The sequence below is a fragment of the Microcoleus sp. BM001215392 genome (assembly GCF_036700185.1).
Taxonomy (GTDB): Bacteria; Cyanobacteriota; Cyanobacteriia; order Cyanobacteriales; family Microcoleaceae; genus Microcoleus.
The window spans coordinates 1-9574 of the sequence record NZ_JAUBOJ010000312.1 but is presented as its reverse complement, the minus strand read 5'-3'; the positions used below and the strand labels follow the sequence as shown (position 1 = coordinate 9574).

Annotated in this window: 5 protein-coding genes; all 5 read left to right on the top strand. The window is 44.2% G+C overall.

All coding sequences use genetic code 11. From position 1 onward, the window contains the following. Positions 1 to 585: 585 nt before the first annotated feature. The 5 genes from QT974_RS25765 (at position 586) to QT974_RS25745 (ending at position 9421) form a co-directional block, all read left to right on the top strand. Positions 586 to 1326, top strand: a complete 741-nt coding sequence (locus QT974_RS25765; RefSeq protein ID WP_333471255.1) for a response regulator transcription factor — start codon at positions 586 to 588, stop codon at positions 1324 to 1326. A gap of 627 nt (positions 1327 to 1953) precedes the next feature. Further along, a complete protein-coding gene (locus tag QT974_RS25760; protein ID WP_333471254.1) occupies positions 1954 to 4212 on the top strand; it encodes a PhoX family protein in 2259 nt (752 codons plus the stop codon). Between the two features lie 739 nt (positions 4213 to 4951). Then, on the top strand, positions 4952 to 7705 hold the full coding sequence (locus QT974_RS25755; RefSeq protein WP_333471253.1) for an ATP-binding protein: 2754 nt from the start codon (positions 4952 to 4954) through the stop codon (positions 7703 to 7705). Positions 7706 to 7727: 22 nt separating this feature from the next. After that, positions 7728 to 8120, top strand: a complete 393-nt coding sequence (locus QT974_RS25750) for a response regulator (protein ID WP_333471252.1) — start codon at positions 7728 to 7730, stop codon at positions 8118 to 8120. Continuing rightward, complete coding sequence (locus tag QT974_RS25745; protein ID WP_333471251.1) at positions 8117 to 9421, top strand: adenylate/guanylate cyclase domain-containing protein; 1305 nt, start codon at positions 8117 to 8119, stop codon at positions 9419 to 9421. Before QT974_RS25750 ends, QT974_RS25745 begins: the two co-directional genes overlap by 4 nt. The last annotated feature ends 153 nt before the right edge of the window (positions 9422 to 9574 follow it).

Here is a 9574-nt window from a genome sequence, read left to right as displayed (position 1 = left end):
CTTAAGAAGGGGGACTTTGAGAAGATTCCGGTTCCCCCCTTCTTAAGGGGGGCTAGGGGGGATCTAGCCTTAATAGTCAAACCGCAGTCTGTGACTGGGTTAGAAGTTAAGTTGACACCAATCGGCAATGCCGTGTCCCTATTTCAACCAAAGCTGTAGGGTTCGGTTAAAATTTAAGAACAACATTACTAATCTTTAATAAATTAACCATTTATTTACTAAAACTTTACCTTTGGATAACCTTTTACCTGTACGATAAAGCCATCTCCCTATATATTGGGTGTAACCTGGTCAATTACAAGCGGGCAATGTTTTACAAAGTAATACCGACCCCTAACAATGACCGGGCTTCTAACGCCTGGACGCAGGCAGACAGCGCAGCTATCGCAACTGCTCAACGACTATATTTCTTGCACGAGCAAGTAGAAATAGTCGAGCGTATGTCTGTCGGATGGACTGGCGAAAGATTATAAGTGATTAAATAGTCGATCGTTCATAAAAAGCGATCGCAGCGCGAAAGTGTCTCAGCTACTGAAGAAGGCACCTCCCGCTAGCCACATACAAACATAACTCCCACTGATATTTATGTCTTCTGCTGAATTAAGCGAAAGTCCTTCAAGGCTGGCTGTTGGACAAGCCGGCCGCATCTTGTTACTCGAAGGTGAAGACCTGTTGCGGGAAATGCTAGCTTTAGCCCTAAAAGAACAGGGCTATGAGGTGGTGGTTACTAGCGATGGGCGCAACGCTCTGCCTTCTGTGCAACCTTCGCCGTCATACCACGGCGAATTTGGCTTCAACCTGTTAATTATGGATTCAATTAACGGTTTGGATCTGTGTCGAATGTTACGACATCAAGGAAATCCCGTTCCTATTTTGATTATCGGTGCTAGAGGAAGTGCCAACAATTGCGCTTTTTATCTAGAAGCGGGATCGGATGATTATCTCACCAAGCCTTTTGGAATGCGGGAGTTTATGGCCCGCTGTCGTGCACTGATGCGGCGCCAGCGCCTCGGTCAGTTACCGCAAGCGGTGATGCTGCAATATAAGAGCATAACTCTGTATCCTGAAGAATGCCGCGTGTTGGTTCGCCAAATTGAAGTAAAATTTTCTCCTAAACAGTTTCGCTTACTAGAACTATTTATGAGTAATCCCCGGCGAGTTTGGTCTCGGGATCAGTTGCTGGAAAAAATTTGGGGTCAAGATTTTATTGGAGACAGCAAAACAGTTGACGTTCACATCCGCTGGCTGCGCGAAAAGCTGGAAATCGATCCGAGCCAACCGGAATATATCATTACAGTACGGGGGTTCGGCTATAGATTTGGTTGATTTTTTCAATTTGTTGTATGGTTGCAAGTTTCAGTTTGAATATGACGTAGGGATACAACAATGTTGTGTCCTTATTTGTATGTATGGGGAAACCATCGTAGCGCGCCCAGGAATAAATAAATGGCCCGTCAGTTTAGAGATTGTCCGTAATTATCAAAAATTACCTTTGTTGACGCACCCGACCGCTTTGCTTGAGTCTTTGGGCTTGTGTTACAAAAGGTGAGAGATTAGGGTTCGAGCGCGGGCGGTTTACCTCGAATCGAAAGAAAACAGAGATTGCTCGGGTGCATCTGGTTTTGGCAAGGGCTATAGCAGTTCGGCACATAATTTATGAGTCAGAATCAGAGATTTACTGCCGAAATGCTTCGCCACTACGAGTATATTTGCACTCATTGAGATGCACCAGATTGCTCGCCCCTATATCCCAAAAAACAGACAATCAATTTAGTTTTGATTTAGCTGATGCTCAGTCCTCAACCATTTGTTTACCATAAAGAATTAATTTAAAGTATCTACCTTTTAAGGAGAAATTAAAATTAGACTATTGATTAATCCAATCCTCTTCCTTCTTTTGTCAAGTGCTGTAAACTATCAACTGTCAACCGTCAACTGTCAACTGAATGAACTATGACTATCAAGCGTCGAGAATTCCTGCTTTTCTTGGGTGCAACGGCCGGTAGTGTGGCACTCAATTCTTGCGAAAAAAAAATTGCCATGCCCTTTCCACAGCCTGTTAACTCTGCAAAGGAGGGTGCGAATATTGCAATAGGCCTAAACTTCCAACCAGTCAAAGGGCCGATGCCTTTGCTGACCAGCAGCACCATCACAGAAACCGGACAATTAATCCCAATTAGCAGCGCGTCTACCCAGCAGCAAATGCAAGCTTACAGCACTTACGAACTAGCAGACGACCTCGTACTTCCCGAAGGCTTTACCTACGATATCGTAGCTGCTTGGGGTGACAAAGTGGGCGATTCTCACTTCGGCTACAACAATGACTATCTCTCTTTTGTAGAAACAGGCAAAAATCAGGGATTTTTGACAGTTAATTTTGAGTACATCAGTGCCAAACCTTGGATTCAAACTTATCAAAAAGTTATTGGAAAATCTCTGCCTTTTGCTAAGTTAGAAACGGCAGCAACCCCCGCCGGAAAAGCAGGAATTAATGCCTTTGCTACTGCGGACAAAGACCCCACAAAAAAAATGGTTGTGGAAGTATCGAAAGCAGCTTTGATAGATGTGGGAATTGGGGTAATTTCTGTTAAAATGAATGATGACGGAAAATGGGTAAGAACCAATTCTCCAGCCGATCGCCGAATTACAGGCATTTCCGGCCTCGAAGACGGGCGCTACCTCAAAGCCACCGGCCCGGCGGTAGCCGTGTTTAACAAAAAAGGTAAAGGCTACTCGGACAAATTGGGCCCAAAAATCATCGGCACTTTTAATAACTGTGCGGGCGGAACTACGCCTTGGGGAACGGTTTTTAGTGCTGAAGAAAACATCCAGAATTTCGTACCGGAACCTGTATTTGCAGACGGTACATCCTTCGATCCAAGCAAGAAAAATTTCTACATTGATGCCGAAGAAATTGGCGGTTTGGGTAATCCGTTCGGCTTGGCGGGGAATAAATACGGCTGGATGGTAGAAGTAGACCCGGCTAACCCCACCGACTACGGCACCAAACACACTTGGCTGGGACGGTGCCGCCACGAAGCCGTCGGCATTCGCGTAGTAGCCGGAAAACCATTAGCATTTTACTCGGGGTGCGATCGACGCAGCGGACATATTTACAAATTCGTCAGCAAAAACCCAGTTAAAAACCCCAAAGATAAAGCTAATTCCCAGCTATTGACAGACGGAATGCTTTATGCTGCCAAGTTTAACCCTGACGGCACCGGTAGGTGGATTCCATTAAAAACTGACACCCCTGTGAATCCAGATTTGCCTAGCATTCACGCAGGCGGAATGATTAATTTGCCACAGCGGCCCGCAGGCGGTTTTGTCAAAGTCGAAAAAGATGCAGAAGCCGTTGCTTTTCAACAAAAATTCAAGACTTTAGACGACCTCTACGAAGGCACAGCTAAGGAAAAACAAGGCGCAATTTTAATAGACGCTCATTATGCCGCCAGCGCGGCAGGAGCTACTTGCACTGCTCGTCCCGAAGACACTGAAATTGCTCCTGACGGTTCTCTTTACATTACCTTTACTTCCGGTTCTGCCAGCGATAGCGACGGCGGGCCGGATTTGCGAATTTTTCAAAGCAAGGACGGTAAAGCTTACGAATACGGCTGGATTATGCGCTTAGTTGAAGAGGGTAACGAGCCCTCTGCAATGACTTTTCAGTGGAAAATGTTTGCGACGGGCGGCGAACCGGCTGAGGGCGGATTGGGTTTTGCTAATCCCGATAATTTGGTAATTGATAAGGGTGGCAATGTTTGGATGGTGAATGATATGTCTTCTGACAAACTGAATGCGCCTGTGGCTGCTGGCCGAGTTGATAAAGATGGGAAACCGATTAGCCAATCTAATTTGCGCGGTTTGTACGGTAACAATGCGATTTGGTTTTTGCCCGCTACGGGGCCGAATGCTGGGGAGGCTTTTTTGTTTGGAATTGGGCCGATGGAGTGCGAAACTACGGGGCCGTTTTTTACTGAGGATGAAAAGACTTTGTTTTTGGCGATTCAGCATCCGGGAGAAATCAACGGGATGCGAAAAGATATGGCGGCGGACAGCCGCAATTTTGCCATGAAAACTATTGATGGTAAGGAGTTTTTGCAGACGAGAAAAGTGCCTGTAGGTTCTAATTGGCCTGGCAAAAAAGCTAATAATCCACCTAAACCTGCGGTGGTGGCAATTCGGCGGGTGAATTCGCAGCGGTTGACTTAGTTTCAATTTGAGTGCAAAGGGCGATCGTCCTTTGCACTCAAATCCCTAGATCCAAAACCTAAGCAGTAAGGTGCTTGTCGCTGCACCTTAGTCCTATTCGACAAACCCATGCGCTTCTTGTTTCTTCCCTCTTGCTTGCTTCTATGAATTTCTCTCACCAATCGAATTAGCGCGAGAGGCCGAAGTTTGCACAAACGGCACTCTCAGTTCACAAGTGGAACAAATGCCCGATTCAAGCTGTACAGCATTTAAATTGTCTATTTCTCAACCTATCAAAAATCGTCAAATCCTCTCCCCATCACCCTCTCTCCCTGTCTCCGCCTCAATCGCCACACACAATCTAGATGCGGCACAGTCGATCGCGATCTTACCTCTATTTACTGTAGAATCGAAAGCAGGCGTTTGTATTTATTCATTCATTCAATAAAAAATGTTGTAGATGTCGTGCGGTGTACGCTGCTGTTCAAAAGTTGCACCTCAAAAATCAGTAGACTCTGACAACGTTGAATAACCCGAATAAAACTTACGAAAAGAAACCGGGTTTTTACAACAAATCTTGGTTTTACAGCGACGAATCTGCTTGCTAAATCCGTTTCTCAACTCCTGTACATCCCAAAGAGAGGGAAATACGGCATGGCGATTTGGGCGGGCCGTCAATTTTTTGTAGGTGGATGTCGCCCGCCTACGAGTATTTCTGAACCAAAAAAACCAGGTACTCATTAAATCGAGCACTAACGTTGTGAACCAAACCCCATCTACTCCCACCGAAGCCGCAAAAACTGCTCGCTCCCGAACCCTGCGAACAGTTCTGATAGTTCCCTTCGTCTTGCAACTGTTCGTGGCGGTGGGACTGGTAGGATATCTCTCGTTTAAAAACGGACAGAAGGCAGTCAACGAAATTGCCGATCGACTAATGACAGAAGTAGGCAGCCGCGTTCAACAGAATCTGGGTGCTTACCTGACTGTACCCCATCAGGTCAACCAGATCAATGCTGTGGCGATCGAACTCGGCACCCTCAACCTCGAAGATTTACCTCTTTTACAGCGTCATTTTTGGCGCCAGCTTCAGATATTTGATACCCTCACTTTTACAGGTTTAGCCTTAGAACAAAGAGACAACTTAGGGGCAGAAAGACTCGACAACGGCTCGCTGACTTGGAGAGTATCGACAGCAGCAAGTAACTATGATTTTCGCACCTATGCTACCAATGAATCCGGCGAAATCGGCGCCGTATTAAACAATAAAACTAATTTCGACCCGCGGATTCGTCCTTGGTACAAAGCAGCGGTAGCTGCTGGTAAACCCACCTGGAGTCAAATTTATCCCAATACAGCCGGCATTACTGCCTATCTCGGTGCATCTATGCCTTTCTACGACAAACAAGGCAAATTGCAAGGAGTATTGCTAACTAATATTAATTTGTCCACCATTGGCAAATTTTTGCAAAGTTTGAAAATTGGCGAAACCGGACAGGTTTTTATTGTAGAGCGATCGGGAATGTTGGTCGCGACTTCTACTGGAGAAAGACCGTTTCAGACTGTCAAAAAAGAATACGGAGCCGAACGAGTTAAAGCAATTGACAGTACAAATACTTTCACCAAAACCACTGCTCAATATTTAGCAGCGAATTTTAACAAGTTCCAATCTCTGAAAACTTCGCATTCACTACAATTTGATGTTCAGGGTAAGAAACAATTTTTACAAATTCTGCCTTGGCAAGATGACAAAGGATTGGATTGGTTGATTGTGGTCGTTGTTCCAGAATCTGATTTCATGGCACAAATTAATGCCAATACTAAGGCGACAATTTTGTTGTGTGCTGCTGCGGGACTCGTGGCGATAATTGTCGGAGTTGTTACGGCTAGATGGGTGACAAAACCAATTTTATCTTTGAACCAGGCTGCCAAAAATATTGCTAAAGGTGAATGGGGGAAAAGTGTAACGTTCAACCGATCCGATGAAGTCGGGGAACTTGCCAATTCATTTAATAGTATGGCGGCGCAATTGCAAGTATCTTTCACAAAAATGCAAGCTTTGAATGCCGAATTATCTGAGAGTGAAAGTCGATTAAACCAAATTTTAGAAGCAGTTCCGGTAGGCATATTTGTCGCGGATTCTCACGGCAAACCTTACTATGTTAATTCTCGCTCCCAGGATTTATTAGGTAAAGGTATAGTTGCTAATACTGCGGCGGAAATTCGGGAGATTTATCAAATTTATCTGGCAGGTAGCAACGAAGTTTATCCGGCAGACAAAGATCCAATTATTAATGCTTTTAAAGGGGCCAGTGTTAACGTTGACGATATGGAAATTCGCCAGTCTGACAGGATTATTCCGATCGAGGTTTGGGGAACGCCCATTTATGATGATAAAGGAAAGGTGAGTTATGCGATCGCAGCTTTTGTCGATATCACCCAACGCAAACAAGCCGAAAAATTGGTAGCGGAATACAACCGCACTCTCGAACTCCAAGTCACCGAAAGAACCCGAGAACTCAAAACAGCATTAGATCACCTGCAAACTACTCAGGAAGAGCTGATTCAATCGGAAAAAATGGCAGCTTTAGGTCAATTAGTCGCCGGAGTTGCTCACGAATTGAATACTCCCTTGGGCGCAATTCGATCGAGTGCGGGAACTATGACTACTTTTTTGGGCCAAACCATCACCAATTTGCCCTCACTGTTTCAGTCGCTTTCCCCCGCAGAATCACAAAGTTTTTGCGAATTGCTGTATCACTCGCTACAAAAAGACATGACTTTAACAGCCAGAGAAGAAAGGAAGTTAAAGCGGGCTTTGATTAGTCAACTCGAAGACGAAGACATTGACGAAGCTGATGATATCGCCGACACTTTGGTAGATATGGGGATTTACGAGGCCGACCACTTTCTGTCTCTGCTGCTTCATGTCGATCGCGATCGCATCATAGAAATGGCTTACAAACTCTCAGAAATCCAGCGAGGCACCCAAACAATTAATACCGCAGCCGATCGCGCTTCTAAAGTCGTCTTTGCCCTGAAAACCTATGCCCGTTACGACTCATCAGAAACCATGGTTGAATCTAATATAACAGAAGGCATAGAAACCGTACTCACCCTCTATCAAAATAACCTCAAACACGGCGTTGAAGTTATCCGGAATTTTCCCAAAATACCTGCAATTTTATGCTATGCAGACCAACTAAATCAAGTCTGGACAAATCTAATTCACAACGCCCTACAAGCCATGGACAATCAAGGCACATTAACTCTGGATATCCTGCAAGAAGGCAACAGTATCAAAGTCGGCGTTACAGATAGCGGCACCGGAATTTCAACCGAAGTAATGCCCAAAATATTCGCCCCCTTCTTCACAACAAAACCTCCCGGAGAAGGCAGGGGTCTCGGTCTCGATATAGTCAGAAAAATAGTTGATAAACATCGCGGTCAAATAGAAGTTGCATCTATACCAGGCAAAACCACTTTTACAGTTATTTTGCCAGTCAATCTTCCCTAAATAATTAGTCAAACCACCAACAATGTCTAAACCAATTATCCTGTGTGTTGACGACGAAAAAGTAGTTTTAAAAAGCCTCAAAGCCCAGCTAAAATCAGCCTTCGGGAATGCTTATCTTTACGAGATAGCAGAAAGTCCCGCCGATGCTCTAGAGTTAATTGATGAATTCACTGAGGATGCAATTTCAATCATTTTAATTGTGTCGGATTGGTTAATGCCAGGAATGAAAGGAGATGAATTTTTGATTCGCGTGCATCAAAAATTCCCGAAAATAGTAAAAATTATGCTGACAGGTCAAGCCGATGAATTGGCAGTGAATAGGGCTTTTAACGAAGCCAACCTCCATCGGTGTTTGCAGAAACCTTGGTCGGAATCCGAGTTAATCGAAACCATTAAAACAGCCTTATCGTTATGACCAAACAAGTCATTATTTGCGTAGACGATGAAAAAACTATTCTCAAAAGCCTTAAGACTGAATTAAAAGAGGCTTTAGGGAATACTTATCAAATTGAAATTGCCGAAGGAGGTAAAGATGCCCTAGAGTTAATTGCTGAATTGCTCGAAGACGGCTATGAAATCCCTTTGATTATCTCAGATTACGTAATGCCTGACATGAAAGGAGATGAATTGTTGCGGCTAGTTCACGAAATTTCTCCCAAAACTCTCAAAGTGATGCTGACGGGTCAGGCGACTATTGAGGCGGTAGGAAATGCCATCAAGCAGGCAAAACTCTACCGCTACATCGGCAAACCTTGGCAAACTCAAGACTTACAACTGACTGTAACAGAAGCCGTCCACAGCTACAGTCAGGATAAAAAACTAGCAGAACAAAATGCCGAACTTCGGAAAATTAATCAAGAGCTAGAAGTTGCTCTGTCACAGCAATTAAAATTAACAGAAGCTGCTAAACGCTTTGTCCCCAATGAATTTGTATCGCTGCTAAGCCACGACAGCTTGAGCGACATTCGACTCGGTGACAGCGTGGAAAAGGAAATGTCAATATTGTTTTCTGATATTCGGGATTTTACATCTCTTTCTGAGAGCCTGACACCTCAACAAAATTTCAATTTTATTAATTGCTATTTGAGTAGAATGGAGCCGAGTATTATTCAAAATCACGGCTTTATTGATAAATATATTGGCGATGCAATTATGGCTTTGTTCGCCGACAGTGCAGACAATGCAGTCAAAGCAGGAATTTCTATGTTGCACAGTCTCGATGAATACAATCAACATCTAATTAGTTGCAGCTCCCCACCAATTAAAATTGGGCTGGGTATCAATACGGGTTCATTGATGTTAGGAACAGTTGGCTCGACAAACAGGATGGACAGTACGGTGATTGGCGACGCGGTGAATTTAGCCTCGCGGGTGGAAAGCTTGACAAAAAGTTATGGAGTGTCGATGTTGATTACTCAAAATACTTTTTTAAGATTGAGCGAACCCGCAAGTTATGCAATCCGAAATATTGGCTGTGTTCGAGTAAAAGGTAAATCGGATTTGGTGACGATTTACGAAGTATTTGATGCCGATACACCAGAATTGAAAGAGGGTAAGTTAGCAACTTTACCAATATTTGTCGAAGCGCTGTACAATTACGGCGCTGCTAAACATCAAGAAGCAGCACAACTGTTTGCTGATTGCATCCAAAAGAATCCGCTGGATAAGGTAGCCCAAAATTATCTGCAACGCTGTCAGGAACTCCAACGAAATTAGCCCAAACTTTAGAGGAATTATAGCCTTTATCAAAAATCTGATATACAACTGGAGATTTGTGCTATTGCCGGGTGCAAAAGGAAGCAAACCTTCATGGGTGCTGGGTGCATCTGGTTTTGGAAGCCTGAAGAAGCATGACCGCATATAAGTTAT